This is a genomic window from Streptococcus suis YS161, assembly GCF_002760245.1.
GTDB lineage: Bacteria > Bacillota > Bacilli > Lactobacillales > Streptococcaceae > Streptococcus > Streptococcus suis_I.
In genome coordinates this window covers 14,734-41,603 of sequence record NZ_ASCA01000008.1, presented here as the reverse complement: position 1 = coordinate 41,603, position 26,870 = coordinate 14,734, and the positions used below count along the sequence as shown (strand labels likewise).

The window sequence follows — 26,870 nt, the reverse complement described above, 5'->3', positions numbered from 1 at the left end:
ATTGGGAATCCCAGCTTAAATCATAGATACCGTAAGGGATTTTATTCTTTATTTAAAACTTTGCAACAGAACCCTTTTGTTCCATGAGAAGGTTGTGAGTTAGCTCATCGACCTTCTTTTTGTTTGTCTTGTTGAGTTGTTTGTAGAGGGTGAGGTGGGGATGTTCTTCTTGAAGGTTACTTGCTTCTATATGGAGGACTTGAGCCAGTTCTTTGAGGTGTTTCTTATTAGGGACAGTTTTGCCTGTCTCCCAAGCAGACAGTGTGGCTCTTGTGACCCCTAGTTCGTTTGCGATAGCTGTTTGGGATAGATGATTGGTTAATCGATATTCTTTTAACTTACTGGCAGAAAACATTTTCTCACCCCTTTTGTCATTTTATAGATTGACAAAATTATATCATAGTGTATAATATAAAGCAAGAGTAAAGAGTAGGTATGTTTGTAATTCAAATCTCGATAGCACTATGTTTTAGGAGAACAGGATATGGCGTTTAATTCATTCGAAAAATTGCTTCAATCAAACTATTATAACGATATTTTCAAAGCAGTAGATAATTATATTTACCACCACCGTTCCTATATATCGGTCAAGTCACATACTGTTGAAGACCCAAACTTTAAGAAGTTGGATGATTTTGCGATAAAGAAAGTCTTGTCTCGTAAAGTTAGAGACGGAATAATTGTTTCTGAACTTCAGGTCATTGCTTCTCTTGAAATTAAGGGGCAGACGAAGTATGGCTATGAAATAGATAGTGCCAATCTGTGGTTAAGAATGACGGTTGAGTATGAGTTGAATGAAGGAATACATAATTTTACAGTTCTTCAGGTTAATCCCTTTGATCCAAAAGATTATGATAATAGTGAATTAGGTCTTAGTCCAGAATTTGTTCCATACATTAAAGCTAAGGATATGGATGAGATTGCGGAAGGAATTTTGAAGCAATATTACCCTCAAGCACTAGAAGCTCCCATGGCTTTGCCGATTGATGGCTATCTTGCCAATATCGGATTGACTAAGATGGAGGGTAAGTTAACAGAGGATAGTTCCATTTTTGGAGAGATGGTCTTCAAAGATACAGAAGTTCTATTTTATGATGAGGATACTCCAGAATCAAGACTCGTGAAGAAAAAGACTATTTTAGTAGATCCCGAAGTTATCTGCTTGCGTAATCAAGGGAGTTATAATAATACAATAGTCCATGAATCAGTTCACTGGTTGCTCCATCGTCATCATAATGAGTATAAAATGCTATTTGATCAGAATCATAAACGAAGTAGTAGTCTAAGAGATAACACTATCTCTAGTTCATCAGAGTGGAGAGACTATGACTGGATGGAGTGGCAGGCAAATGGAATTGCTGCTAGAATTCTGATGCCTAAGTCCATGACAAGGCAAAAGGTCAATCAACTCTTTACAGACTACTCCTTAAAATATGCTAGTGATGAGAAATTAACCATGTTTGAAAGAATCATAGATGACCTCGCAGAATTCTTTCAGGTCTCTCGCCTAGCGGCTAAAATTCGGTTACAACAATTGGGCTATCATGAATTTGAAGGCATTTATAATTTCGTTGGAGATGAATATCTACGAAGCTATGGTTGTGAACTTAAAGCTATGACTGAAAACAAAAGCTTCACTATTGCCTTTCCCAACGCTTGTCTGTTGAGTTGGAAGAATGAACAGTTTAGGAAGTTGATGGATTCAGGTCGATATGTTTATGTGGATAACCATTTTTGCTTGAATGATCCTCAATATGTGAACATGGTGGAGTACGGTATTTACGAAATGACAGACTATGCATACAAACATATGGATGAGTGTTGCCTATTGTTTGATATTTTCTATAAGACAGATAAAAATAAGTCTATATCGATCACTATCTTTAATGAGTATGTGATGTATCGTGGAAAATCGACGGTTGAAATAGAGGTGGATTTCTCTGAGTTCACCAATATTGTTAATGGTTCAATAATTCTAGATAGTGGACGAATATTTGAAGAGGTAGTCAGAATCAATGATGAGATGCCGAGTGGCTTTTGTGCCATGCTTATCTACCATCGTACACGCAAAAACATCACTCAAGAAGATCTTGCTGAGGCATCAGGTGTTAGTTTATCTACTATTCAGCGTTTTGAAACTCAAAGAGATGCGAGTAGGAAACTGGAAAAGATGATGGGGATTACTCTTGGAATGAAGCTATATCCTGACTTTAGCTTTAAGTTGATTGAAAAGAGTGGTACAACATTTAGAGATGAGATGCCGACTCATTGTGCTTATAAGATGTTGCTGAGATATTACTATCATTTGGGAGCTTATGAATGCAACCAGAAGTTGATAGAGATGAAGATTCCTGAATTTTGGGAAAAATAATTTTAACGACACCCTTCAAATTTTGAGGGGTGTTTTTTTGTTTGTTATGCGTGTATTTGAGAGTGGAGGTCATCAAGTTAAGTATGTGAAAGGAAGTTTCAAAAACACTGATTTTAACGATTTTATTGAATGAGGGAAGCTGTTCTACCCCTCATTTTTTGCTGTGTACCATTTCGTTCAATGGTACTATACTAGACTTATCAAGAACACCTTCTGTCAATACGGAGTCATGACGATGACCATAATTTCAGATGTAGAGATGGTGGGAAACTATTTCAGCTTGTGAAATTGGCTGACCGATAACATAGAGGAAAGTAACTATGCGGTCAAGAATATTTTTTGCATGCCTTGATTTGTCATGTGTGCTTTCGGTATTAACTGGAAAGCCAATCAATCATGACAATCAATGTCAACTTTTTCAACTACTGCCAAGCTCAATCTTCATCAACTGGAGTACATCCAACTGAAAGTGAAGTACTAGCACCTATGTTTGTACAGGATTACTACATGACTTCACATCATTCAGGTTTGCTACGTGGCACGTTTCGTCAATGTCGTATCATGGGTATTTCAATACTAACTGCCTTTGTTCCAGTCGCAGAAGAGGACTATGAACAGATGGTCTGGTGGTATAACAACTCAGTTAATGATTATCTCAAAGATTTTCGTAAGCCGAGTAAAAATGCCCCTAAAGTTTCATCCTGGGAAGCATTCACAGAGAAACAAGATTTACCAGTTATTGATGATGGGATTGAGCTTTATCTATTCATGGATCAATTTGAGTTTTTGAAATCAAAACTTGCAGAATCAAACTTTCAAGCACCAGAAATTTTGGAAATGCTATTTGATGGTTATGAGAATAAGGAAATCTTTGAAAAACTAGGAGTTCAGAAATCTGCAGGCTATAAAAAAGTCAATAATACTAAGAAAGAAGGGTTTGAGCTTTACAAAGAATTAAATAAATAACAGAATCGCCATCTCAATTGTGAGGTGGCGATTTTTTGCTAATCTTTCTGATAGAATATGCATTCGTATCCATCGGCACGAAGGTTAATATCAGACATCCAGTCTGGTGCAATCCCCATTAATAATGCAATCTCATCAAGTTTTTGTTCCATTGGGCATTCGATTATTACTTCATCATGTACATGTCCTACAATTTTAAACTCTTTCAGTTGTTTCAAAGAGTAAGCAAGAATGTCACGGCTGATAGCTTGTACAATGTTCTCCACAAATTTTGGACCATAACTTTCTAACCTCTCCCAACGTTTAGCAGTTCCAGTTCCCTCATAAGTGACGGACTCTCCACCGAACTGGTTCTCTCCAATTCTTGGTTTAATATATGCTAATTTACGACCAGATGGGAGTGTAATGAATAGAATGCCACTTCTTACTTCAAATTGAATACCGTGAGTAGATGTTGGAATTTGTTCCTTTACAGCAGTCTTTACAGCATTATCGACATCCCACCATAAGAGAACGATATTGGGATTTGCTTGTCGCCAAGAGTTCACTAGTGGTTGGAGTTCTTCCTCCGATAGTCCCATATCAATTGCTCCCATGGCTTTGAGTGCACCGACTGAACCACCATATCCGCAAGCAAGTTCCGCAATTTTTCCTTTTTGTCTCAATTCAGAATTTTGTCCGTGTTTTTCAACTGGTACTCCAAACATCTGAGAAGCGGACATACAGTAGATGTCTTTTCCTAGTTCAAATACCTTACTACGCCATCTCTCCCCTGCCAAGTGGGACAGGACACGAGCTTCGATTGCTGAAAAGTCGCAAACAATGAATTTCTTTCCTTCACTTGGAACGAAAGCCGTACGGATAAGTTGCGATAAGGTATCCTGAGTATCGTAGAGTAGCTCAGTAGCTTCTAAGTCACCGGTTTTGAAAAGTTCTCTAGCTTCCTCTAAGTTAGGAAGATGGTTCTGTGGTAAGTTCTGAAGTTGCACCAAGCGACCAGCCCATCGACCTGTACGGTTTGCTCCGTAAAATTGAAACATTCCTCTTGCTCGACCGTCTTTACACACACAGTTCATCATGGCCTGGTATTTAGACACACTTGATTTGGCAGCTTGCTGACGAAGTTTGAGGACTTTTGCCGTTTTATCATCGACTGTTTTGAGGAGTTCTTTCACAGCTTTCTTATCCAGTGAATCGGTGGTCACTCCGTGTTCTCGTAACCAACCGATCATCTGAAGAACAGAGTTGGGATTTTCAAGGCCAGTTAATGCTTTTAACTCGTCTTGAATTTTGGCTTTGCTCTCTGCATCAATTTTGATTGCTGCTTTGACAAAGTCAACATCTATGCCAATACCACGGTCATTGATAATCTGATCCTGGAGGTACTCATCCCAAACAAAATCAGGTACTGGGAAGTTTTTCAGTCGTTCCTTGATGGCCAATTCGACCTCAACATCACGTCTGTTGTAATCGATAAAGGTAGACCACTTGTCAGGCGCGTGATGTGGAAAGTTGCGAATTCGTCCCCCATTGACTTTGGTTGGCTTACAGGGAAGACAGAAGTAGCGGATTAAATCTCCACCTTCCTTTAACTTTTGGTCTTTGAGTTTGAGAACTGTTCCAACTCCTTTAAGGGAGAGGGGAAGTCCTAGATAGGCTGACCAAATCATGCTACATCGCCATGAAACTGGGGAGAGAAATCCATCTGACAACAAATCAGGATGATGTTTCTTGAGCCAGTTTGATAGACAAATTCGTTCAAATGAAGCGTTGAAAGCCCATTTGATGACTCTATCGTCTACTAAAGTTTCAAGAATGTCTTGTGGTAATTTCTCTTTAGTTAAGTCGTAAACAGTCACTGGTCCATTATTGACAGATACCGCAAACAAAAGGATTTCAAAACTGTCATCTTCCGCATAGCGATAGACACCAGATTTTCGTAAGTCAATTTCACAATAAGTTTCGATGTCTATACTGATCTCTTTAATTGGCATAGTTTGTCCTTTCTGAAAAAGGTGACAGAAGACTGCCACCTTGAGTTCTATTTGTTTTTTCGACTGAGTGGTGTTTGACTAAGTTTTTCTTTCTTTCGTTTAGCCCTTCGTTCCATTTCATTTCGAATGTCATTTCTAATGGTCATATATCCAAAGTATAGTGCTATTACCACCCAAATTCCCATTAAAGTACAAGTTAAAATAGTATACATCATCAATCTAATTCTCCATTTCTAGCTCAAAAAGTCATCATCATCTTCTGTCGCAAAATCATCTTCAGCACTAGTGCGTCCACCGAGGGGCTCGCCATCACGCAATTTTTGCAAGTTGTTTAAACCGCAAGCAATCCCTTTATTACCATTTGAATTGAAAGCATAGAAGGTAATAGAAGCACGTCCGTAGATACCAGAGTACAATTCTGAACTATCAATGATTTCTTGACGATTGCCATCAACCACCCCAGGTTTGTGTGGAGAGTTGGCATTCACAAAGTAAGCATTTTTGTATGCTTCATCATCAGGGCGTTCAAGGTCACCGTCACGTAGGGGAGTTTTCAGAGTAGATAGAGCAGGTACAGATTTACCGTTACCTTTGAGTTTTGACTCACCTTCTTTATAGGCTTGTTCAATGGCTACTTTAATCTTGTTAATGGTGACTGTATCATCTTTTGGGATGATGAGAGAGGCACTGTACTTAGGAGTGCTACCATTGATAGATTTTGGCTCATTGGCATTTAAGTAGCTGAAGCGAGTGTTTGGTCCTGTAATTACTTTAGTTGTCATATTGTTATTCCTCTTTAAATTCATTTTTTGCTAGGTTCATCTCTTGACGGCTATCGTCAATTGGAACGAGTGTTGGTTTACCACTTGGTTTTATTACGAGACCACCAAGTAGGTCGTTAAAAGTTTTCTTGCCAAGTAACTTAGTCATGGCAGTGATAGTGAGCAGTTTCTTCTCATAAGGGTCATAGCCTGCTTCAATCACTGCTTGGCTAACGGCTGACTCATCTGAGAATTTTCGAACAGAGCGACCTTCAACCAGTTTGTATCCTGGGATAGGATGTCCATCTTTTGCTTGATTTAATGCATAAGCTTTGATGTCGTTTGCCCATGAAATTAACAAATCTAGTTTAGGCAAAATCTCTGCAATGTCCTCGTTATCAAGGGTATCTGGATTCGCAAACTCCATCTTGGCTAGTGCCAAATTATCCTCAGCACGTTTGCGACAGATATTCTTGAGTTTACAGAATTGGCAGTGTTTACCAGACTGCATCTCCCCCTTACCTTTGAAAGCAAGTTCAGCTTTTGGAACGAGTACGTTTTCAGCCCATTCAAGCAAGTCAGCTTTTTCCATCTCAAAGGTAGAAATGTTATGTTTTCGTGGTTGAAAGATGGTCATGGTAACTTTATCAATATCATAAAGTCCATCAAACATCTCAAGTGCTCCAAGTGCATAACACATCATTTGAGGGTTGTGGTCTGCATCAACTAGAACACCAAGTCCGTGCTTATAATCAATAACCTGTAGAAGTCCGTCTGCCACGATGATGCAATCTCCAGTCCCAAAGCCCTCAGGCACCCATTTGGAAAAGTCAAGTCGTTGTTCGACAAGAACTGTAGGGTCACGAGAGTAGCCTTTGGCTTTCTCGACTTGCTCGATGACATAGTTGCGATATTCTTCTGCACATTCCTGCATCTCATCGTTATAGAATGTTAAATCTTCAGTTGGATCACGCGCATTCCTACCCAAGGCTTTCTCGACTAGATAAGCACACAACTCGTGAGCATCAGTACCTTCAAGAGCAAACTCAGATGTTGTTCCTGGTAGTTCCTCTGTAAGGCGAACAGATGGTGGGCAGTTCAACCATCGGTGTGAAGCAGATGCGGATAGAATGGCATGGTTAGTCATTACCAATCCCTCCAGCTTCTTCAAGGACTGCCGCAAAGTGTTTAGGGTCAAGAGCTGATAGAGAAGAAGCACCGTAAGTATTTAGAAGAGCGCGAACCTCATTTTTAAACCCGTCTTTAGCTTTGGTCGCAAGGGCTGCACGGACATCCTCCAATTGAATTTCCTTTTGTGGTTCAGATTTGGGTGATATTGGTTCAGGAACTGTTTCATCATCAGTAGATAGGAGTTTTTTGAACTCATCCACCAAGCGAAGGTAGTACTTTGCGGTTTCTTCCATATCATGAATTAGTCTATTCAGTTCTTTCATTTTGCTCATTACTTTCTTCCTCCATAATTTTTTTAGCGAGTAGTTTTGAGATGACGCTGATAGCTATGAGAGTATCAGCTACGTCTTCATCAGGTTTGATGTATGGTTCGTTTACCATATTTGGTCCTCCTATCTTACTAAGTAAGGTTTTTATTAAATTTTCCACTTTGCAAGAGATTTTTTTAGACATACCTCTTACACATTACTAAGTAGAACCAAGTGATGTTTTTCCGTTAGATTTGAAAAAATTTTTGAATATCAAAAAAGTTTCCTGTGCAATTTAATAGGAAACTTCTATTTTTTTGAATGTTTTTTTCTGAAAGAGCGGAAAAATTTGTCAGATTCTTACTTAGTAAGTTAAGAAGATATATTTCTAAAATTACTGCAAAAATATGGAGGGTGCATAATGCAATTTAACTTATCTCATTCAGGACAGAATGGGGTTCAGACAACCACGGTCTATCCCAATCAAGTTACTATTACTGATGAAATATCGCTACAAACTGTTGCGCAATTTGACCATGTGGCAGGGCTGTTTTTAAACAATACACGCTCAAATACCAATTTCATCCAGTCGGACGTTTTGGTCATGGATATTGATAATGACCATTCTGAAAATCCAGATGAATGGATGACGGTCGAGCGATTAAAAGAAATCTTTGCGGATTACAACTTTGCTTTGGTAACTAGTAGAAGTCATTTGCAGGCAAAGGCAGGAAAAGCTCCAAGACCAAAATATCATATTTACTTCCAAATCAATGAGGTAACTGATAAAGATGTCTACGTAGCTATGAAGGAAGAACTTTGTAATCAATACAAGTTTTTTGATGATCATGCCAAGGATGCGGCACGTTTCTTCTTTGGAAATCCAAATGCACAGGTTATATGGCATGATTCATGGCTAACTATTGATGAAGATTTGTTTCAAGCTGTGTCTATTGATGACGAGGAAGATTTCGATGCAGACTTCTATACTCCTTCCAGTGGACCAATCCAGCAAGGAAGTCGTAATTCAACGATGTCAGTATTTGCTGCGAGAATTCTCAAACGGTTAGGCGTGACCCAAGAAGCTAGGGATGGTTATGATGAGCAGGCACAGAAATGTGTACCGCCACTTGATAAAACAGAGTTAGATACCATCTGGGGAAGTGCAGTCCGATTTTACAATCGAACCATTAAGCAGTCACAAGATTATGTATCACCTGAGGCCTATAACCGAGAAGCCATGCGACCTGATGACTATACCGATATTGGTGAAGCAGGACTGTTAGCTCGTGAATATGGAGACCGAATTGCTTTTACTCGTGAGACTGACTATCTTGCTTTCAATGGGAAACACTGGGTGGAGGATGAGCAATTGGCCATGCGACAGGTTCATGTTTTCTTGGATGAGCAACTAGCAGTAGCAGATGCCAACCTAGAGGATAAGACAAAACGGCTCATCCAAACAGGTATTTCAGAGGAACTGATTTTTAAGGGGGTTAAAGCCATTGAAAAAGCCCTTGATGGACCAAGTCAATTATCAGCCTTTAAGGAGTACAAGAAAGCATTTGACTTCCATAAATTTGTCATGAAATATCGTGATTATCGCCATCTCTCAGCTATCGTTAAAACCGCTAAACACATGGTTCGGATGAGTGTGTCTGAGTTTGATAACAATGAAATGTTGCTCAATACTCCTAAAGCCACCATTAACTTATCCCAGGGCTTAGCTGGTGTAAAAGATCATGATTCAACTGACTATATCACTAAGATGGCAACAGCTTCGCCAAGCGATAAGGGAAAAGGCTTGTGGCTAGAGACTCTAGCAACTTTCTTTTGTGGTAATCAAGAACTAATCGACTACGTTCAGATGGTGGTGGGTATGGCTGCTATCGGTAAGGTTTACCAAGAGCACCTTATTATCGCTTACGGCAGTGGGGCAAACGGCAAGTCTACCTTTTGGAATACCATTGCACGAGTGCTGGGCAACTACTCAGGCAAATTATCGGCAGATGCTCTAACCATGAGTGTCCGACGAAATGTTAGCCCTGAAATGGCAGAGTTAAAAGGAAAACGTCTTATTATTGCATCTGAGATGAGTGAGGGAATGCGGTTGAACACTTCAATGGTTAAACAACTTTGTTCGACAGATGAAATCTTAGCTGAGAAGAAGTACAAGGCACCATTTCATTTTGTGCCATCACACACGCTAGTTCTTTACACCAACCATCTACCAAAAGTAGGTGCGAACGATGATGGGATTTGGAGACGTCTGATTGTCATTCCTTTTAATGCCAAAATCACAGGTCGGTCAGATATCAAAAACTTTGCGGACTACCTGTACGAGGAAGCATCCGAGGCAATTATGTCATGGATTATTGAAGGTGCAGAGAAAGCAATCAATGCCAATTTCAAGTTAACTCTGCCAAAGGTTGTTGCTCAATCTGTGTCTGCCTATCGAGAAGCTAATGATTGGATGGGACAGTTTCTTGGTGATTGTTGTGAAATCGGCGACCAATTAACTGAGAAATCAGGAGAACTTTACTCAGCTTATCGAGCTTATTGTGCTGGTATCAATGAGTACACGCGCAGCACAACGGATTTTTACACAGCTCTTGCGAATGCTGGTTTCACCAAAAAAAGAACAAACAAGGGTGTTATGGTAAAAGGTCTACAGTTGAAATTAGATGACGATTTCCTTGATTAAATGTGTAAAGCAGTGAAAGTTGCCTCTAGCAATAGGAGGTGTTAGTGCATGTCGTGATAGTTAAGTCACAGAGCGATTATCAGAGTAGCTAAAAGTTGCTATTTTTAGTGAAGAGAAAAGTTTATACAAAACTGTCACGACTTACACTGGGGTTGAAAAGTGCATGTCGAGAATGTCACATACAAAAGTTGCCATAGGAAGATTTAAAGTGCAGGTTTAGTAGGTCTTTTCTATAACTTAGATATAAGAAAAAATAAAAAAGATAAAAGAGATATAGGAAAGTAATGTAACTGACTATCGTGAGATACACTTTTTCCTTGGCGATGTTTTGACGAGAGGATTTATTATGCGAGAAAAAATTGTAGAACAGAAGTTAGTGAGTGAAGTGAAAAAGCGTGGTGGAGTTTGTCCCAAGTGGGTATCACCATCTTTTTCTGGTGTGCCAGACAGGTTGGTGTTTTTACCAAAGGGCAAGTTTGGCTTGGTGGAAGTAAAAGCGCCTGGTGGAAAGCCACGGAAATTACAGGAAGCAAGGCATAGGCTGTTTGAGCGGTTAGGTTTTAAGGTTTATGTTCTTGACCACATTGAGATGATTGGAGATGTGCTAGATGAAATTGACATTACATAACTATCAAGTAGTCGCCAAGGACTTCATCATAAGTCACCCTAATGCAGCGGTCATCTTAGACATGGGGATGGGAAAGACAGCTACAACCTTGTCTGCGGTGAATGAGCTGATGTTTGATAGGTTTGAAGTCGCTAAGGTTTTGGTCATTGCCCCACTTCGTGTTGCAAACACGGTCTGGAGTGACGAGATTGAGCAATGGGCGGAGTTGCGTCACTTACGGTATTCGAAAATCGTGGGTACTCCCAAGCAACGAAAAGTAGCTCTTCAGAAAGATGCGGATATCTATATCGTCAATCGTGAAAACCTCCCTTGGTTGGTGGAACAATGTAGTCCCTATTTTAAGTGGGATATGGTAGTGATTGATGAATTGAGTTCTTTCAAGTCTTGGCAGTCCAAACGCTTCAAAGCTTTCATGGCAATGCGTCCTTACATGAAACGTATCGTTGGTTTGACTGGAACACCTAGTTCAAACGGACTAATGGACTTGTTCGCTGAGTTTAAAGTCATTGACGGAGGAGAACGTCTTGGTCGATTCATTGGTGAGTTTCGTAGTCGCTACTTTGAAGAAGGTCGTCGCAATGGAAACATTGTCTATGAATACATCCCTATGGATTATGCGGAGTGTCAAATTCAGGACAAGATTAGTGATATTACCATTTCCATGAAGGCTCTAGATTATCTAGATATGCCTGATTTGATTTCAACCAAGAAGCTGGTGCGTATGTCAGAAAAGGAAAAAGAAAAGTACAGTCAGTTTAAGAAAGAGTATGTTTTATCAGAGTTGGATGGATTAGAAGTAACTGCTGCCAATGCAGCAAGTCTTACGAACAAGCTAGTTCAGTTGTCCAATGGTGCTGTATATTCTGATGATCATACAGTCGTGCCGCTTCATGAACAGAAACTAGATGCCCTAGAAGATATCCTTGAATCCGCAAATGGAGAAACTGTCTTAGTGGCCTATTGGTTCAAACATGACTTGGCTCGGATTATTGGTCGTTTAGAAAAACTCAAGGTGAAGAGTCGGGTGTTGAAAACAGAAGAAGATATTCGCGAGTGGAACAAGGGAAATGTTCCAGTTGGCTTACTTCATCCAGCTGGTGCAGGTCATGGGTTGAACCTTCAAAAAGGCGGTCACCACTTGGTCTGGTTTGGATTAACGTGGTCATTGGAATTATACCAACAAACGAATGCACGACTTTGGCGTCAAGGCCAGGAGGCTGAGACAGTTGTTATCCAACACATTGTGACTGAAGGAACGATTGATGAGGAAATCCTCAAGGCACTAGAAAACAAAGATGCACAACAAGAACGGCTGATTGCAGCTGTAAAAGCACAAGTAGGAGGGGCAGATGGATAAGGTGGATTATATTGCTAAGAACTATCAAGACATGAAAATGAAGTTACAGTTAGTTCAAGAGAAATTGCTCAACTATCGACCAATCTCAGAGGATAGTGTGATTCAGTCATTAGTATTTGAGAAGTCAGAGCAAGAAATGGTCAAGAAAAGTAAAAACCATGGTCGTAGTGAGCTGATTTCCCTTAATTTTAGAGAAAAACAAGAACAAGAGAATCAAGAGTACCTCAGTAGTTTGCTTAATACCTATTACTGCTTAAAAATGGATCTTTATTACTTTGAGTTTGTTATGGAGTTATTGCCTGAGGATTTGAAACCATTAGCTAATGATTTAATTTACTTAGGCAAGAGTTGGACTGAACTAGAAGAGATTTATGAAATCAGCCATTCAACACTTGCTTATCGTAGGCGTAAGATTCTAAAACAATTACGCAAGTGTTATCGTTGGACATCAAAAAGTCTTGAACTTAAGGTGGAAGATTATCACATTCCTATCTAGTGATGGTCGATTGCACTAAATTGGTACTAAATTAGCACTACATTAGCACTAAATTTGTACTGTTTTAGTACTGATTTTCAACCTAGACCTGTGATATACTTAAGATGTCAAAAAAGATAAAAAATACCCAGTAATGACTGGATATATCTCCTTTTTAGAGTTAATATGTACACAACAAAAGAAGAGGAGAACAATACAATGACAAAACGCCAAGAAGAAAAACTCAATGCACTTTTAACAGAGATTGCTAAAGAAGAACTACTAGTTGAAACCTTGGAAAAACGTTGGAGTGACAACCTCGATTTCTACGATGTTTCGGTTTGGGGAATCAAAAGAGCATTGGAGAGAGCCTACGAAGCAGGCCGACAATCAGTAAAATAAACCAAAGCCTAGCCCGAGGGTTGGGCTTTTTGCGTGGAGGAATTATGATTATTACTAGTGAACAAGTGTCGGTTGGACACCCAGATAAAATCTGTGACCAGATTTCAGATGCTATTGTGACGGAGTGTCTCAAGTATGACAAATCAAGTCGAGTGGCAGTTGAGACTTTAATAAAGGATAACCATGTTGTGGTAGCTGGTGAAATTTCTACTAAACATTACTTTAATCTCGAGAACATTGTTCGACAGGTTGTCGAGCCACTAGGTTTGAAGAATGTTCGGGTAACTAACCTACTTGGACTTCAGAGTTCCGATATTGCCCAAGGTGTAGACAATGGTGGAGCTGGTGACCAAGGAATGATGTTCGGTTATGCGACAGATGAAACACCTGAGTACCTGCCACTTCCTTATGTTCTAGCAACTCGAGTCCTTGAGAAACTGATGTCACTTGGTCACCCCTTACTTGGAAAGGACGCTAAAGCTCAGGTATCCTACGACTATGAGAAGAGACGGATTGATACATTTTTAGTTTCCATCCAACATACCGAAACGGCTGACCTTGACAAAGTGAAGCGAATTGTGATGGAAGCCATGATGTCGGTGGCTCATCGTTATCGTCAGAATCTAGATTTCAAAGTTCTAGTCAATCCAACTGGACGTTTTGTTCTTGGTGGCTCATTTGCGGATGCAGGAGTGACTGGACGTAAGATTGTGGCAGATACATATGGTGGTTTCGCACATCATGGTGGAGGTGCCTTCTCTGGAAAAGACCCAAGCAAGGTTGACCGCTCAGCCGCATACATGGCACGAAAGATTGCCAAGGATATTGTTCGTGAAGGCTATGCCAAACGTTGTGAAGTTCAGCTTGCCTATGCCATTGGAGTAGCAGAACCTGTGTCGGTTTACGTAGAAACCTTTGGAACCAGTCGCTACACCACACAACAACTGGAAGGAATGATTCGTGAGCGGTATGATTTAACACCAGGAGGTATCATTAAGAAACTTCATCTCTTGGATGTAGACTACACCGAGACAACTTGCTTTGGACATTTCACGAAAGACTATCTACCTTGGGAGAAGTAAAATGCCACGAAGACCAAGCATACCTTGTAAACAAAATGGTTGTCCTAACTTAGTATCATATGGTCAGAAGTATTGTGAGAACCATAAAGCAAACCACCAACTGGATTCCAAGTCAACCAAAGCCAAAGGATACAATGCCCAGTGGAACAAAGCACGACTTCGTTACTTAAAAGTTCATCCACTCTGTGTTCAATGCAAAGCCAAAGGTCGACTGACCAAGGCAACGGTCGTTGACCATATCACACCCCACCGAGGTGACCAAGAACTCTTTTGGAATCAAACCAACTGGCAAGCACTTTGTAAGTCTTGTCATGACAGAAAGACTAAGACGACTGATCGTTATGTGGAGTATTCGTATCGATTTTAGTCTTGGAGTTTCGTTACAAAAGTATCTCATTTTTCGCCCATTGGGGGAGGGGGGATAAAATCTCTAAACCCTTGGGAGACTAAGACCGACGCCCCCTCAAACGTGCAATTTCGCAAAATTCGCAAGCGGGTACATTAAAATCGCTTCATTTTGACGTTCCTTCCCACCGTTATCACGTTTCTAATGTGGGGATGTAGCGTTCCCAAGTATGTCATTTTGGTAATAAAATAGTGAAAAAGGCTAGAAACAATGTAGAAAATAGTTGTTTTTAGTCCTTTTTTGCTGGAAAGGAAAACAAATGGACGAAAGTCAACGCAAACAAATCTGGAAAATGCGAGCAGAAGGTCTTGGCTATGGCTTAATCGGTAAGGCTACAGGACTGTCTAGAGATTCTGTTAAAAAATACTGTAAACGAAATCCAGCATTGCTTGGTCATGGAGCGGCGACAAAGCAAATGGCAAAAGCCGACCAGAATGACGGACTCCGTTGCCCACAGTGTTATCAAACACTTAAAATTCATAAAATAGGAAGACCAAAGAAGTTCTGTTCGGATAAATGTCGTAAAGTCTGGTGGGCCACTCATTCTGACGAACACGACAAATCAAAAACTGCATATGAAGATTTGACTTGCCAGCAATGTGGCAGGTCATTTTTATCTTATGCCAATCCAAATAGGAAATTTTGTAGCCATTCGTGTTACATTCAATCACGCTTTTATAAAGGAGAAACCAATGACAAGCCAACCAACAATGGAAATTAGAGAAATTCGATTGTCTGAATTACACCCAGCCTCCTACAATCCTCGAAAAAAACTTAAAAAGGGTGATAAGGAGTATGAAAAGATTAAGCAAAGTCTACTCAAGTTTGGCTACGTTGACCCCATCATCGTCAATAAAGACTTGACGGTAATTGGTGGCCATCAACGATTAACTGTATTGAAGGACTTAGACTATGAAACCGCCAAATGTGTCATTGTCGATTTATCCAAAGAAGATGAAAAGGCACTGAACATTGCCCTTAACAAAATCACCGGTCAATGGGACGACCAACTTTTGGCGGACTTGCTTTTGGATTTACAGGAATCGGATTTCAATCTCGACCTGACTGGTTTTGAACCACCAGAAATTGACGATATCCTGTCGAATGTTCATGATAAAGACCTATCAGATGATGACTTTGATGTTGAAGAGGAATTGAAGAAACCCACCTTTTCAAAACGAGGGGACATTTGGCAACTTGGTAAGCATCGAGTGATTTGTGGAGACTCTACGAAAGCTGAAACTTATGACCAACTTTTAGGTGATAAAAAGGCAAATTTGGTTGTGACAGACCCTCCCTATAATGTTGATGTAGAAGAAACAGCTGGAAAGATTCTCAATGACAATATGCCTGATAGTGACTTTTACCAGTTTCTTTTTGATATGTTCACTCAAGTAGAAAAACATATGGAGTCTGATGGTTCAATCTATGTATTCCATGCGGATACAGAAGGACTGAACTTCCGAAAGGCATTTAAAGAGGCGGGATTCTACCTCAGTGGGTGTTGCATTTGGAAGAAGAACTCCTTAGTTCTTGGACGTAGTCCCTATCAGTGGCAACATGAACCATGTCAGCCAGCAGGTACGATTGTTCAAACTATAAATGGTCCCGTTCCAATAGAAGACTTAAAGGATGGTGATAGGGTCATTAGTTACAATTCCTATTCAGGAACAATTCTGGGGATGCGTAATGGTGGCTATGAGATAAAAACAGCTTCTCGATATTATAATGGCACCTTATACGGTATAAAAATTGGAAATAAAATAACGTGGGCTACGGATAACCATCAGTTTTCGGTTCGTTTTAATGAATCAACAAAAAACAATTATTGTACCTATCTTATGCGTAAAGGAGACCGTTGGCGTGTAGGGATTACTGAACTCTATAACTCGAGGGGATTTGGTTTGAAAACGAGACTTCGTGGAGAGAAAGGTGAAGAGGCTTGGGTCATTGATGTATTTGATGATAAAGTAACAGCCCAGTGCCACGAACAGTTATTAGCCCTCAAGTACGGTATTCCTTATACTCATTGGGAAATGGATAGAGGACTTCCAAAGAAAGAAACTCAACGCACATCTCATCATGTCGATATGATTTATGATAACTTGGATAGCCAAATTCAATTAGATAATGCTAGACGTTTGCTTGTTGACTATGGTCGAAATATCAAATACCCACTCATTCACAAAGGAAATGGACATGAGGCATTTAGTAAACGAGTAACTGCTCGCATCAATGCTTGTAATCTGATCCCTCAAATTATGCAAGTTCCAATTCCAAAAACTTATGAAAAGGAAACGAGAGAAAATTTTTACTGGGGCGTAATTGATGAGGTTCTTACAAAAGGATTCAGTGGACCTGTTTATTCTCTTGCTGTTGAAAAATATGAACATTATATTGCAGATGGAATTGTTACTCATAACTGTCTTTATGGCTGGAAACAAAAGGGAAAACATCAATGGTTCAGTGACCGTAAACAAACAACCATTTGGGAATATGACCGTCCAAAATCTAGTAAAGACCACCCAACAATGAAACCCATTCCGCTCATGGCCTATCCTATTCAAAATTCATCCATGCGTGGGACAATTGTTCTTGATCCATTCCTTGGTTCAGGTTCGACCCTAATGGCCGCAGACCAAACTGGAAGGGTTTGTTACGGCATTGAGTTGGATGAGAAGTTTGTGGATGTCATTGTCAAACGTTATATAGAGTCAACAGGAAATCATAACGTGACGGTGTTGCGCGATGGACAGACATTGACCTTTGATGAAGCTTATTCAATGATGGAGGAGTCGGTATGACCTTAACTTTTCTTGATTTCTTTGCAGGAGTGGGTGGTTTTCGTCGTGGTTTGGAATTAGCTGGGTTCAAATGTATCGGTTACTGTGAAAAGGATAAGTTTGCACGAAAATCTTATGAAGCAATGTATGACACGAAAGGAGAATGGTTTCATGACGACATCACAAGCATTGACCCAACACAACTTCCAAAAGCAGATTTATGGACTGCGGGAAGCCCTTGTCAAAATGTGTCTATCGCAGGGAAGCGAGCAGGCCTATACGGTGAACGAAGTGGACTCTTTTTTACATTTGTTGACCTCCTCCAAAGCCAAGAGGAAGAAGATAAACCCGAGTGGATACTCCTTGAAAATGTTAAGGGACTTTTATCAAGTGGCGGGGGACGAGATTATCTCGACTATCTCTCTATCTTGGATGAAGCAGGGTACGACCTTGAGTGGCAAGTGTTCAATTCAAAAGACTACGGAGTTCCCCAAAATCGAGAACGCATCTACACTCTCGGACATCTTAGAAGTAGAGGTCGACGAAAAGTACTACCTATCAGCGGAGAAAGCGGTAGCCATCTTAAGCAACTTGTAGGTGGAATGCAAAGCTATCGTGTCTACGACCCTAGTGGAATTGCCACAACCCTTGTTGGTGCGGGTGGTGGACTGGGAGCTAAGACTGGTCTATATTTGATTGACCAATCTTTGACAGAACCAAAGTTGACAGATGAGGCACGTTGTATCACTGCACGATATACTGCTGGAGCTACAAAGCGGACGGCTATGAATTCTGGAGTACTCGAAATTCAACCTATTCTAACACCCAATAGAATCAATAAGCGTCAAAATGGACGCAGGCTCAAGGAACAGGATGAGCCAATGTTCACATTGACCTCTCAAGACCGCCATGGCATTCTTGAAGGTATCAAGGTCAGAAATGGTACGAAGCAAGGTTATCAAGTTGCTGAGGTAGGTGATTCAGTTGATTTATCTTATCCCAACTCTCCAACTAGACGAGCAAGAGTTGGGAAAGGAATCGCCCATAACCTATCCTGCGGTGGTCAAATGGGTGCTGTGGTTTGGAATGATCGAGTGGTGAAAATTAGACGTTTAACCCCTCGAGAATGTTTTCGACTACAAGGTTTTTCGGATGATTTGTTCGAAAAAGCCCAAGCAGTAAACTCCGATGCCCAACTGTATAAACAAGCTGGAAATGGAGTGACGGTAACAGTTGTTTATGCCATTGGATGTGCCATTCTAGCAAGTGAAAAATAGTCGAAAATACCTTCAAAATAATCTATAAATGACTGGATATAAGTCTCCTTTAGAGTTAATATGTACACAACAAAAGAAGAGGAGAACAAAACCATGACAACAACACTTGAAAAACTCTATGAAATCTACCCAACAACTGCAAGTATCATTCCTTACAAGGAATGGGTTATCGTAGCATCCAAAGGAAACAAAGAAACAGTAGTTGAGATTTACGAAATCGTTGATAGCCTTGAAGAATTTGAAATATTTGAATGCCGACTTAACCGAATATACAAGGAATCAATAATTGTTACGGATCTTGGTCACGCTGTCAAGTGGGCATTCGATATGTTTGGAGAATAACATGGACGCAAAAATTTTCGACAACCTAAAGACAATCTATCCGGTCGGTACAAAGGTTAGATTAGTAAAAATGGATGATCCACATCCAGTTCCTAAAGGAACACTTGGTACAGTTATTGGAGTGGATGACATTGGTTCACTCTTAGTTAAGTGGGAAAACGGCAGTTGTCTGAATGTTTTGTATGGAATAGATATCGTGGAAAAGGTAAAGTAAGATGTGGGAAATAATGACTCGAACGGTTGGTGATAGGAATTACGTTTGTGAATTTCTCCGTGAAGATACCACAGACCCGAGAAATATAGACGGTGCTTGGATTAGAATTCTGACAATAAAACGTGATGGTGAATATATCTACCAATATAGATATGGGAATGAAATAGATAACATGGACGATATTGATAGAACAGTTTGTCAGGCAGTTCTTGATAACTTTAATGAACTTTAAGAATGAACTCGAATTGAGTTCTTTTTTCTTACTCTAAAGGAGGTGAGATTGTGGCAATCAGGGGGCGAAAACCAAAGCCAACGAATATGAAAATACTTGAGGGAAATCCTGGTAAGCGACCACTTCCTACGAATGAAGTCAAACCCAAACAAAAAGCCCCACGTTGCCCACAGTGGCTTGAAGATGATGCAAAGAAGGAGTGGAAACGGATGGGAAAAATTCTCGAACAAATGGGAATTTTAACCGAAATGGACATGACTGCATTTGCAGGATATTGTCAAGCTTACGCACGCTGGAAAGAGGCGGAAGAGTTTCTTACCAAGCATGGCTCCATTATCAAAACCCCGAATGGTTATCTGCAACAAGTCCCTCAAGTCTCTATCAGCCATACTAACCTCAAAATCATGCTTAAATTCTGTGAACAGTTTGGTTTAACACCATCAGCACGTAACCGTTTAGCGACGATGGATTCGGAAGTTGGTACTGGTGATGAAATGGAAGATTTATTAGGAGGAATTTTATGAGCTATCATTATGAACCAAGTCCATTCATGCTTCCAACCTCACACTATGATAAGGTAAAGGCTGATAGGGCAGTAACATTTATCAATAATCTCTCCCACACAAAGGGCAAGTGGGCAGGAAAGCGATTTGATTTGTTGCCGTGGCAGGAACAGATTGTTCGTGATCTATTTGGGATTGTGAAAGAAGATGGTAACCGTCAGTTCTTAACTGCCTATATTGAAATTCCAAAGAAGAATGGCAAGTCAGAACTAGCAGCAGCTATCGCTCTTTATCTACTTTATGCGGATAATGAAGCCAGTGCAGAAGTTTATGGTGCGGCTTGTGACCGAAATCAAGCGTCAATCGTGTTTGATGTAGCCAAGCAGATGGTGCAGATGAGTCGCCCCTTGGAAAAGCGTTCTAAGATAATGGGTGCTACCAAGCGTATTGTAAATTATTCTAACGCTGGGTTTTACCAAGTTCTTTCAGCAGAGACTGGGACAAAGCATGGACTAAACGTATCTGGCTTGGTCTTTGATGAAATCCACGCTCAGCCTAATCGTCATTTGTATGATGTATTAACCAAGGGGTCAGGAGACGCAAGGGAACAACCCCTCTTTTTTATTATCACAACAGCTGGAACGGATAGGAACTCCATCTGTTATGAATTGCATACTAAAGCATTGGATATTCTGAATGGTAGAAAGAAGGACACTTCATTCTATCCGGTGGTTTATGGATTATCCGATGAAGATGATTGGAATGATGAAGAAAACTGGAGAAGAGCCAACCCTTCACTAGGGCATACTATTGGGATTGACCGTGTTAGAGAAGCCTACCAACAGGCACTTGATAACCCAGCAGAAGAAAATGTCTTTAAGCAGCTTCGTCTAAATATGTGGACAAGCTCAAGCGTTGCTTGGATTCCTGAACATGTCTATGCCAAGGGAAATGATCCTATTCAATATGAAAGCCTCAAGGGTCGTAGTTGCTATGCAGGGCTAGACCTGTCTAGTACGTCCGATATAACAGCATTAGTCTTAGTATTTCCTCCTAGATTTGAAGAGGAAAATTATATCGTACTGCCTTACTTTTGGCTACCTGAGGATACACTGGAACTGAGATGTCGACGTGACCATGTTCTATATAATGTTTGGGAGCGTCAAGGCTACATCAAAACTACAGAGGGTAATGTTGTTCACTATGGTTTTATCGAAAAATTTATAGAAGACTTATCTGAAATCTATCATATTAAGGAAATAGCCTATGACCGTTGGAATGCGACGCAGATGGTTCAGAATCTAGAAGGGATGGGCTTGAACATGGTGCCTTTCGGTCAGGGATACAAGGATATGAGTCCACCATCAAAGGAACTTTACAAACTTTTGATGGAAGGCAAGATTCAACATGGTGGGCATCCAGTTCTGAAATGGATGGGACAAAACGTAGTCATGAGACAAGACCCTGCTGGTAATATCAAGCCTGATAAGGAAAAGTCAGTCGAGAAGATTGACGGTATTGTAGCACTCATTATGGGACTGGACCGTTGTATACGTCACCAAACCGATGAAGGAAGTGTGTATGATGAACGTGGAATATTGAGTTTTTAGGATATATTCAACCTAAATAGGTTGAATATATCCTAAAAAGTGGTAGAATAGAGAAAAGGAGGATATTACCATGCAAATCAATATTGAAAACTTAGTCTCTATTTCTGAAGCAAATCAAAACTTTTCTAAGGTAGCTCGTATGGTCGATACGAATGGTACTGCAGTAATTTTGAAAAATAACACACCAAAGTATGTATTAGTGGACTATCAGAGTCTAATTAAAGAGGAACAGGCAACACCTACGGTTGTTGAACAATCAACTTTGGATGAAGTTGCGACTTCAGTTTTATCACGCCATCTTGATGCATTTAAGGAATTGGCAAAATGAAAGTATTAACTGTTGAACAGGTTATTGAATTACACACTAGGTTAATTCAAGCTACTGGGGGTTTAGATGGTGTTAGGGATGTTGGTTTAATAGAATCTTCACTATCTTCAGCTTTTAGTACTTATTTTGGTGTTGAGAAGTATCCAAGTATTGAAGAAAAGGCTGCTAGACTTTGTTATTCGCTAGTTAATAATCATGCCTTCCTTGATGGGAACAAGCGAATTGGAGTTTTTGTCATGATTATTTTCCTAGAATTAAATGGCATTGTGTTAAATCAGACTGATGATGAAGTAGTGAAGCTAGGACTTGGAGTAGCTTCATCAGAATTAGATTATGATGCAATTTTAGAATACATTCGGAATCATTAAAACTTTTCTTATTGAGGATACAACTTCAAGAAAGTGATTGAACTTGGTATCTTCTTGAAGAAGGAGAGATGAAAACCATCTAAGAATAAACGAAAAGCACTTCAATTGAGGTGCTTTTTTCGTACTCAAAAGGAGGAACTATGGGACTACTATATTTACTGGGACTTAAGCGTGCTAGAGATAAGCCACGAAATAGTTATGAAGGCCAGGACTTTTCCTATCTGTTTGGACGAACGAGCAGTGGGGAGAATGTGGATGAGTTTAAAGCTATGCAGACGACTGCTGTGTATGCTTGTGTCCGTATCTTAGCCGAAGCAGTAGCTTCACTACCCATTCATGTTTATGAGAGAACGGCAACTGGAAAAGAGAGAAAGGTGGAACATCCCCTTTATTTTCTCTTACATGATGAACCTAACCATGAGATGTCATCTTTTGTCTTTAGAGAAACCTTGATGACCCATCTTCTGATATGGGGCAATGCCTATGTCCAGATTATTCGAGATAGGAGTGGACAGGTTATCAGTCTTTACCCACTCTTACCAGATAAGATGTCTGTTCATCGTGACGATAGTGGAAAGCTCTACTACAAATACAAGCGTCAGTCAGAGGAAAATCCAAACTTTAAGGAAAAAGGAGATGCTATCTTAAGAGCAGAAGATGTTCTCCATGTTCCTGGGCTGGGTTTTGATGGCTTGATAGGTTATTCTCCAATTGCCCTTGCAAAAAATGCTATCGGTATGACATTGGCTACGGAAAACTATGGTGCATCATTCTTTAAGAATGGTGCAAATCCAGGTGGCGTTTTGGAACATCCAGGGATTCTCAAAGATCCCAAACGAGTGAGAGATTCTTGGAATGCAGTCTACAATGGGGTAACCAATGCCCATAAAGTGGCAGTTCTTGAGGAAGGGATGAAATACACTCAAGTAGGCATACCACCTGAAGAAGCTCAGTTTCTTCAGACAAGAAAATTCCAAATCAATGAAATTGCAAGGCTCTACCGCATTCCACCTCATATGGTTGGTGACTTGGAGAAATCCTCATTTTCAAACATCGAGCAACAATCTCTAGAATTTGTTAAATATACCTTAGACCCTTGGGTAGTTCGTCTTGAACAGGCTTTCAAGAGGTCTCTTTTTTTACCTGAAGAAAAGAAAACCTACTTTGTGAAGTTCAATGTAGATGGTCTTCTTCGTGGTGATTATCAGAGTCGTATGAACGGCTATGCGATTGGGAGACAAAATGGCTGGCTATCGACGAATGATATTCGTGAACTTGAGGATTTGAATCTCCTTTCAGATGAGGAAGGAGGCAATCTCTACTTGATAAACGGAAATATGACGAAACTGAAGGATGCGGGTGGCTTTATGAAACAAGCAACGTTAGAACAAGAAACTCAATATGAGGAGGATATGGATGCATAAGTTTTGGAATTTTACAGAAGATGATAGTGGTCGAACACTTCGTATTGAAGGACAGATTGCTGATGAGACGTGGTTTGGCGATGAAGTCACGCCACAAGTATTTAAAAATGATTTACATGCAGGTAGTGGAAATATCACCCTCTGGATAAACAGTCCAGGGGGTGATGTTTTTGCGGCTGCTCAAATCTATAACATGTTGATGGATTACAAAGGTGATGTCCATGTAGTGATTGATGGATTGGCCGCAAGTGCTGCTAGTGTCATTGCAATGGCAGGTACAACGGTTTCTATGAGTCCAGTAGCCATGATGATGATACACAATCCTTGGACAGTGGCACAAGGTGAAGCCAAAGATATGCAGAAAGTCATTGAAATGTTGGGAGAAATTAAGGAATCCATCATCAATGCCTATGAACTAAGAACAGGACTTTCAAGAACCAAGCTATCACACCTCATGGACTCAGAGTCTTGGTTCAATGCCAAAAAGGCTGTTGAACTGGGCTTTGCAGACAAGATTCTCTTTGACAAACAAGAGGAACATAGAATGGAGACTGAGAGTTATTCTTTCAGTCGAACTGCTGCCCAACAAGATTTACTTGTCAAAATGCAGGCGAAACTTGGAGTCCAACAACCAAAGAAAACAATCCCGATCAATCAGTTGGAAAAACGATTGAATTTGCTTAAATAACGAAAGGAAAATGAACTGATGTCTAAATTACTTGAATTGAAAGAAAAACGTAACCTAGCTTGGCAACAAGCAAAAACCTTCCTTGATTCTGTTCGCTCAGAAGATGGACTGGTATCAGAGGAGGATTCTAAACGCTATGATGACATGGAAGCAAAAATCAACCTCTACAATCAAGAGATTGCCCGGTTGGAGCGACAAGAAAAGATTGACCTTGAACTTTCTCAACCAGCCTCACAGGCTCTAATTGGGCAGCCCACTACAGTTCTGAATGACAAGACTACTGAAGAGGAAAAGAAGGGTGTGGCTTCAGATAGCTATGCCAAGACATTTTGGACAAGTGTCCGTAAGCGTCACTTCTTTGATGTTAAAGACGTCCTTCGAGTTGGGGAAGATACCGAAGGTGGTCATCTGGTTCCTGATGAGTATGAGAAGAAACTAGTTCAAGGATTACAAGAAGAGAATTTCTTCCGTAGCCTTGCGACTGTTATCAAAACATCTAGTGGTGAGCGAAAGATTCCTGTTGTGACTGGACATGGATCAGCCTCATGGATGGATGAAAATGGTTTATATCCAGAAACAGAAGAAACCTTTGGTCAGGTGACACTCGACTCTCATAAGATTGGTACTGCCATTCGTATTTCAGAAGAGTTGCTTAACGATTCAGTCTTTGACCTTGAGTCCTATATGACAGCTGAATTTGCTCGTCGTATTGGAACGGAAGAAGAAAAGGCATTCTTGATTGGTGATGGTTCTAAGAAACCGACAGGTATCTTTACTCAGGCAGAAGTTACAGGTCCAACGACTGCTACAAAGGATATTACCTTTGATGACATGATTGAATTGTATCATTCTCTACCAGCACCATATCGTAAGAACGCAGTTTGGATTTTACATGATACGACTGTCAAAGCTATCCGTAAACTCAAAGATAATAATGGCAATTACATTTGGCAGCCATCCACTCAAGCTGGACAACCAGATTTGATTCTAAATCGTCCATACTATACATCAACCTTTGCTCCACTTCCTGAAGCAGGAAACAAGGCCATTGCATTTGGTGATTTCTCATATTATTGGATTGCGGACCGTCAGGGACGTACCTTCAAACGTCTGAACGAACTCTATGCCAATAATGGACAGATTGGTTTTCTTGCTTCACAACGTGTTGATGGCAAGTTAGTCCTACCTGAAGCCGTGAAGACACTAACAGTAAAGGCTAAGTAGTCATGGTTAGTTTAGCAGAAGCAAAACAGTATCTTAAAGTGGAACACGAGGATGAGGATGGGCTGATTGAGCAGTTGCTTGAAACCTGTCAACAACTCTGTGAAGATATTCTGCGTCAATCGACCTATTCAGATGTTCTAAAGACGGCAATCCTATATGGGGTTGCCTATCTTTATGAACATAGAGAAGATGCAAATCATAAGGAGTTGAAGGAGACTCTCTATCACTTGTTGTTGGCTGAACGAAAGGATGTGTTCTGATGAAGATTGCACCTCTGAGAGAACGCTTGTCATTTCATGTTCGACAGATTGTTCAAGATGAGATTGGTAATGAAACTTCGACATGGCTCCCTTTATTTGAACGGTGGTGCTCTTGTCGTCCTCTCACCTTGACCGAAAGGGACGGTAGTGTGACGAAACTGGATCAAGAGAAAGTCCAGTTCACCCTCAGGTATGAAAAGGCAATTCTTGGACTTCATTCCTTAACGACTCGCATTCAATTTCGTGGTCAAACCTATGAGATTGAGTCGATTGATGGAGATACAGTGCCACGACAACTAATTTACATCGTCGCCATTAGGGAGGAGAGTTATGACTAGAATTGAACTAGATGCACTAGAAACTGCCATCGCAAATGAGCTGGCAGAATTTGTTGAGGATACAACAGAGGTGATGCGTGAAGTTGTAGAGGAAGTCACAGATGAATCCATTGAAACCTTGAAAGCAATGTCACCTAGAAAGAGTGGTTCCTATGCCAAAGGGTGGAAGAGTAAAGCAACGATTGATACCAGTACAGGTTTAACCAAAACCATTCATAATCGAACGCCAGGCCTGACGCATCTATTAGAAAATGGTCATGCAAAAAGCTCTGGCGGGCGAGTTGAGGGAATTAAGCATATCGCTCCCGTTGAGAAACAAGCGATACGAACCTTAGAAGAAAAGCTGAGAAAGCGAGTGTGATAAGACATGTTACTGAGCGAAATGTACTCCATTCTCAAAGAATTACAGCTCCCCCTCGCTTACCATCATTTTGAAGAAGGGAGTCGTCCAAGACCACCGTATCTGGTTTATTTAGTGACTGAATCAGAAAATCATGGTGCAGACAATTGGACCTATCATAAGCAGAATAATCTGCAAGTGGAACTCTATACTACTAAGAAAGATTTAGCAACTGAACAAAAGGTGGAGTCATTATTTGACAGCCACCTTATTTATTTTGAAAAAGTAGAGACCTATATCTCATCTGAGAAACTCTATCAAATAACCTATTACATCACATTACATGGAGGATAA

31 protein-coding genes and 3 pseudogenes are annotated in these 26,870 nt (G+C 40.4%); 28 read left to right on the top strand and 6 right to left on the bottom strand.

The features are described from left to right. Nucleotides 1-52: 52 nt before the first annotated feature. On the bottom strand, nt 53-355 hold the full coding sequence (locus SST111_RS01655; protein ID WP_029743928.1) for a helix-turn-helix transcriptional regulator: 303 nt from the start codon (nt 353-355) through the stop codon (nt 53-55). A gap of 129 nt (nt 356-484) precedes the next feature. Here SST111_RS01655 and SST111_RS01650 point away from each other — a divergent pair, with 129 nt between their 5' ends. Next, entirely contained in the window at nt 485-2,371 is a 1,887-nt protein-coding gene (locus SST111_RS01650; protein ID WP_024376919.1) for an XRE family transcriptional regulator, read from the top strand. Nucleotides 2,372-2,767: 396 nt separating this feature from the next. Next, nucleotides 2,768-3,337 carry a hypothetical protein gene (locus SST111_RS01645; protein WP_024376920.1) on the top strand — a complete coding sequence of 190 codons (570 nt, stop codon included), beginning with the start codon at nt 2,768-2,770 and terminating at the stop codon, nt 3,335-3,337. Between the two features lie 38 nt (nt 3,338-3,375). Here the strand turns inward: SST111_RS01645 and SST111_RS01640 are convergent, their stop codons facing one another. The 5 genes from SST111_RS01640 to SST111_RS12030 form a co-directional block, all read right to left on the bottom strand. Further along, nucleotides 3,376-5,331 carry a DNA polymerase gene (locus tag SST111_RS01640; protein WP_099809792.1) on the bottom strand — a complete coding sequence of 652 codons (1,956 nt, stop codon included), beginning with the start codon at nt 5,329-5,331 and terminating at the stop codon, nt 3,376-3,378. Nucleotides 5,332-5,564: 233 nt separating this feature from the next. Continuing rightward, nucleotides 5,565-6,113: a DUF2815 family protein gene (locus SST111_RS01635; protein ID WP_099809791.1), complete on the bottom strand. Its 549-nt coding sequence runs from the start codon at nt 6,111-6,113 to the stop codon at nt 5,565-5,567. Nucleotides 6,114-6,117: 4 nt separating this feature from the next. Further along, entirely contained in the window at nt 6,118-7,239 is a 1,122-nt protein-coding gene (locus SST111_RS01630) for a DUF2800 domain-containing protein (RefSeq protein WP_099809790.1), read from the bottom strand. After that, the gene (locus SST111_RS01625; protein ID WP_018374789.1) at nt 7,232-7,555 is read right to left on the bottom strand and encodes a hypothetical protein; all 324 of its coding nucleotides are present in this window, start codon (nt 7,553-7,555) and stop codon (nt 7,232-7,234) included. The genes SST111_RS01630 and SST111_RS01625 overlap by 8 nt, the downstream gene beginning before the upstream one ends. After that, nucleotides 7,530-7,736, bottom strand: a complete 207-nt coding sequence (locus tag SST111_RS12030) for a hypothetical protein (RefSeq protein WP_142350740.1) — start codon at nt 7,734-7,736, stop codon at nt 7,530-7,532. The genes SST111_RS01625 and SST111_RS12030 overlap by 26 nt, the downstream gene beginning before the upstream one ends. 216 nt (nt 7,737-7,952) lie before the next feature. Between SST111_RS12030 and SST111_RS01620 the strand changes: the two genes are divergently transcribed. From SST111_RS01620 to SST111_RS01500, 26 genes and pseudogenes are all read left to right on the top strand, one after another. After that, nucleotides 7,953-10,235, top strand: a complete 2,283-nt coding sequence (locus tag SST111_RS01620; RefSeq protein ID WP_099809789.1) for a phage/plasmid primase, P4 family — start codon at nt 7,953-7,955, stop codon at nt 10,233-10,235. Nucleotides 10,236-10,581: 346 nt separating this feature from the next. Then, nucleotides 10,582-10,863 carry a VRR-NUC domain-containing protein gene (locus SST111_RS01615; RefSeq protein WP_014638132.1) on the top strand — a complete coding sequence of 94 codons (282 nt, stop codon included), beginning with the start codon at nt 10,582-10,584 and terminating at the stop codon, nt 10,861-10,863. Then, nucleotides 10,844-12,220: an SNF2-related protein gene (locus SST111_RS01610; RefSeq protein ID WP_014638131.1), complete on the top strand. Its 1,377-nt coding sequence runs from the start codon at nt 10,844-10,846 to the stop codon at nt 12,218-12,220. The genes SST111_RS01615 and SST111_RS01610 overlap by 20 nt, the downstream gene beginning before the upstream one ends. Beyond that, the gene (locus SST111_RS01605; RefSeq protein WP_014638130.1) at nt 12,213-12,716 is read left to right on the top strand and encodes a hypothetical protein; all 504 of its coding nucleotides are present in this window, start codon (nt 12,213-12,215) and stop codon (nt 12,714-12,716) included. Before SST111_RS01610 ends, SST111_RS01605 begins: the two co-directional genes overlap by 8 nt. 198 nt (nt 12,717-12,914) lie before the next feature. Then, nucleotides 12,915-13,097 carry a DUF6900 domain-containing protein gene (locus tag SST111_RS01600; RefSeq protein WP_014638129.1) on the top strand — a complete coding sequence of 61 codons (183 nt, stop codon included), beginning with the start codon at nt 12,915-12,917 and terminating at the stop codon, nt 13,095-13,097. A gap of 44 nt (nt 13,098-13,141) precedes the next feature. After that, nucleotides 13,142-14,179, top strand: coding sequence for a methionine adenosyltransferase (gene metK / locus SST111_RS01595; RefSeq protein ID WP_024399320.1), 1,038 nt, complete (start codon nt 13,142-13,144; stop codon nt 14,177-14,179). 1 nt (nt 14,180) lies between these two features. Beyond that, nucleotides 14,181-14,546, top strand: a complete 366-nt coding sequence (locus SST111_RS01590; protein WP_014638127.1) for an HNH endonuclease — start codon at nt 14,181-14,183, stop codon at nt 14,544-14,546. 298 nt (nt 14,547-14,844) lie between these two features. Continuing rightward, a complete protein-coding gene (locus SST111_RS01585; protein WP_014638126.1) occupies nt 14,845-15,306 on the top strand; it encodes a hypothetical protein in 462 nt (153 codons plus the stop codon). Next, a pseudogene (locus tag SST111_RS01580) lies at nt 15,278-16,156 on the top strand (DNA methyltransferase); the annotation flags it as partial. The gene SST111_RS01585 and the pseudogene SST111_RS01580, both read left to right, overlap by 29 nt. A gap of 111 nt (nt 16,157-16,267) precedes the next feature. Continuing rightward, a pseudogene (locus SST111_RS12545) lies at nt 16,268-16,981 on the top strand (hypothetical protein); the annotation flags it as partial. A 27-nt stretch (nt 16,982-17,008) separates the two neighbouring features. Continuing rightward, nucleotides 17,009-17,389, top strand: a pseudogene (locus SST111_RS01575) (DNA-methyltransferase); the annotation flags it as partial. Beyond that, a complete protein-coding gene (locus tag SST111_RS01570) occupies nt 17,386-18,645 on the top strand; it encodes a DNA cytosine methyltransferase (RefSeq protein ID WP_099809788.1) in 1,260 nt (419 codons plus the stop codon). The pseudogene SST111_RS01575 and the gene SST111_RS01570, both read left to right, overlap by 4 nt. 93 nt (nt 18,646-18,738) lie before the next feature. Further along, on the top strand, nt 18,739-18,987 hold the full coding sequence (locus SST111_RS01565; protein ID WP_099809793.1) for an Nmad4 family putative nucleotide modification protein: 249 nt from the start codon (nt 18,739-18,741) through the stop codon (nt 18,985-18,987). A gap of 1 nt (nt 18,988) precedes the next feature. After that, nucleotides 18,989-19,201 carry a DUF4314 domain-containing protein gene (locus tag SST111_RS01560; protein ID WP_099809787.1) on the top strand — a complete coding sequence of 71 codons (213 nt, stop codon included), beginning with the start codon at nt 18,989-18,991 and terminating at the stop codon, nt 19,199-19,201. Nucleotides 19,202-19,214: 13 nt separating this feature from the next. After that, entirely contained in the window at nt 19,215-19,433 is a 219-nt protein-coding gene (locus SST111_RS01555; RefSeq protein ID WP_240016829.1) for a hypothetical protein, read from the top strand. Between the two features lie 50 nt (nt 19,434-19,483). Next, nucleotides 19,484-19,957, top strand: coding sequence for a phage terminase small subunit P27 family (locus SST111_RS01550; protein ID WP_099809785.1), 474 nt, complete (start codon nt 19,484-19,486; stop codon nt 19,955-19,957). Next, nucleotides 19,954-21,546: a terminase large subunit gene (locus SST111_RS01545; protein WP_099809784.1), complete on the top strand. Its 1,593-nt coding sequence runs from the start codon at nt 19,954-19,956 to the stop codon at nt 21,544-21,546. Before SST111_RS01550 ends, SST111_RS01545 begins: the two co-directional genes overlap by 4 nt. 70 nt (nt 21,547-21,616) lie before the next feature. Beyond that, entirely contained in the window at nt 21,617-21,874 is a 258-nt protein-coding gene (locus SST111_RS01540; RefSeq protein ID WP_018374772.1) for a type II toxin-antitoxin system Phd/YefM family antitoxin, read from the top strand. After that, nucleotides 21,871-22,242 carry a type II toxin-antitoxin system death-on-curing family toxin gene (locus SST111_RS01535; RefSeq protein ID WP_024409988.1) on the top strand — a complete coding sequence of 124 codons (372 nt, stop codon included), beginning with the start codon at nt 21,871-21,873 and terminating at the stop codon, nt 22,240-22,242. Before SST111_RS01540 ends, SST111_RS01535 begins: the two co-directional genes overlap by 4 nt. 140 nt (nt 22,243-22,382) lie before the next feature. Next, a complete protein-coding gene (locus tag SST111_RS01530; protein ID WP_099809783.1) occupies nt 22,383-23,666 on the top strand; it encodes a phage portal protein in 1,284 nt (427 codons plus the stop codon). Next, on the top strand, nt 23,659-24,354 hold the full coding sequence (locus SST111_RS01525) for a head maturation protease, ClpP-related (RefSeq protein WP_099809782.1): 696 nt from the start codon (nt 23,659-23,661) through the stop codon (nt 24,352-24,354). The genes SST111_RS01530 and SST111_RS01525 overlap by 8 nt, the downstream gene beginning before the upstream one ends. Nucleotides 24,355-24,372: 18 nt before the next feature. After that, the gene (locus tag SST111_RS01520) at nt 24,373-25,578 is read left to right on the top strand and encodes a phage major capsid protein (protein WP_044763609.1); all 1,206 of its coding nucleotides are present in this window, start codon (nt 24,373-24,375) and stop codon (nt 25,576-25,578) included. A gap of 2 nt (nt 25,579-25,580) precedes the next feature. Then, nucleotides 25,581-25,838 carry a head-tail connector protein gene (locus SST111_RS01515; protein ID WP_044688773.1) on the top strand — a complete coding sequence of 86 codons (258 nt, stop codon included), beginning with the start codon at nt 25,581-25,583 and terminating at the stop codon, nt 25,836-25,838. Beyond that, nucleotides 25,838-26,176, top strand: a complete 339-nt coding sequence (locus tag SST111_RS01510) for a head-tail adaptor protein (protein ID WP_099809781.1) — start codon at nt 25,838-25,840, stop codon at nt 26,174-26,176. Before SST111_RS01515 ends, SST111_RS01510 begins: the two co-directional genes overlap by 1 nt. After that, nucleotides 26,169-26,537: an HK97 gp10 family phage protein gene (locus SST111_RS01505; RefSeq protein ID WP_044688771.1), complete on the top strand. Its 369-nt coding sequence runs from the start codon at nt 26,169-26,171 to the stop codon at nt 26,535-26,537. The genes SST111_RS01510 and SST111_RS01505 overlap by 8 nt, the downstream gene beginning before the upstream one ends. Nucleotides 26,538-26,543: 6 nt before the next feature. Continuing rightward, nucleotides 26,544-26,870: a hypothetical protein gene (locus SST111_RS01500; RefSeq protein ID WP_044688770.1), complete on the top strand. Its 327-nt coding sequence runs from the start codon at nt 26,544-26,546 to the stop codon at nt 26,868-26,870.